Origin of the sequence: Pseudoalteromonas sp. SIMBA_162, assembly GCF_046535955.1 — a bacterium.
Classification (GTDB): domain Bacteria; phylum Pseudomonadota; class Gammaproteobacteria; order Enterobacterales; family Alteromonadaceae; genus Pseudoalteromonas; species Pseudoalteromonas marina.
This window is the reverse complement of sequence record NZ_JAWJBQ010000489.1, coordinates 1-267: the sequence shown is the minus strand read 5'-3', so window position 1 is coordinate 267 and position 267 is coordinate 1. Positions and strand designations below refer to the sequence as shown.

The 267-nt window shown below is 38.2% G+C and carries 1 protein-coding gene; it reads left to right on the top strand.

The window, feature by feature from the left end:
- Positions 1-29: 29 nt before the first annotated feature.
- On the top strand, positions 30-267 hold a 238-nt coding region (locus R0J88_RS20630; protein WP_410900971.1), incomplete at its 3' end, for a hypothetical protein.

Here is a 267-nt window from a genome sequence, read left to right as displayed (position 1 = left end):
AACGAGATCGTAAAAATGGGCAGATTGCCATGGCAGTAAATGAACGGATGGCCTATATCTATTTGAAAGATGAAAAAATCGATTACCAAGAAGTTGTGAATCTGTTGAAGCAGGATGAACGTATAGGGGTTATTGCTTGGAAGGAAGGGTCACAAAACTTAGTAACGGCACCAAATAAAGAAGAAATGATCTTTTCTGCTAAAGGTCCTTTAAGTGATGGTTACAATCAAACTTGGGACATCCATGGGGACGAATCTATTTTAGATT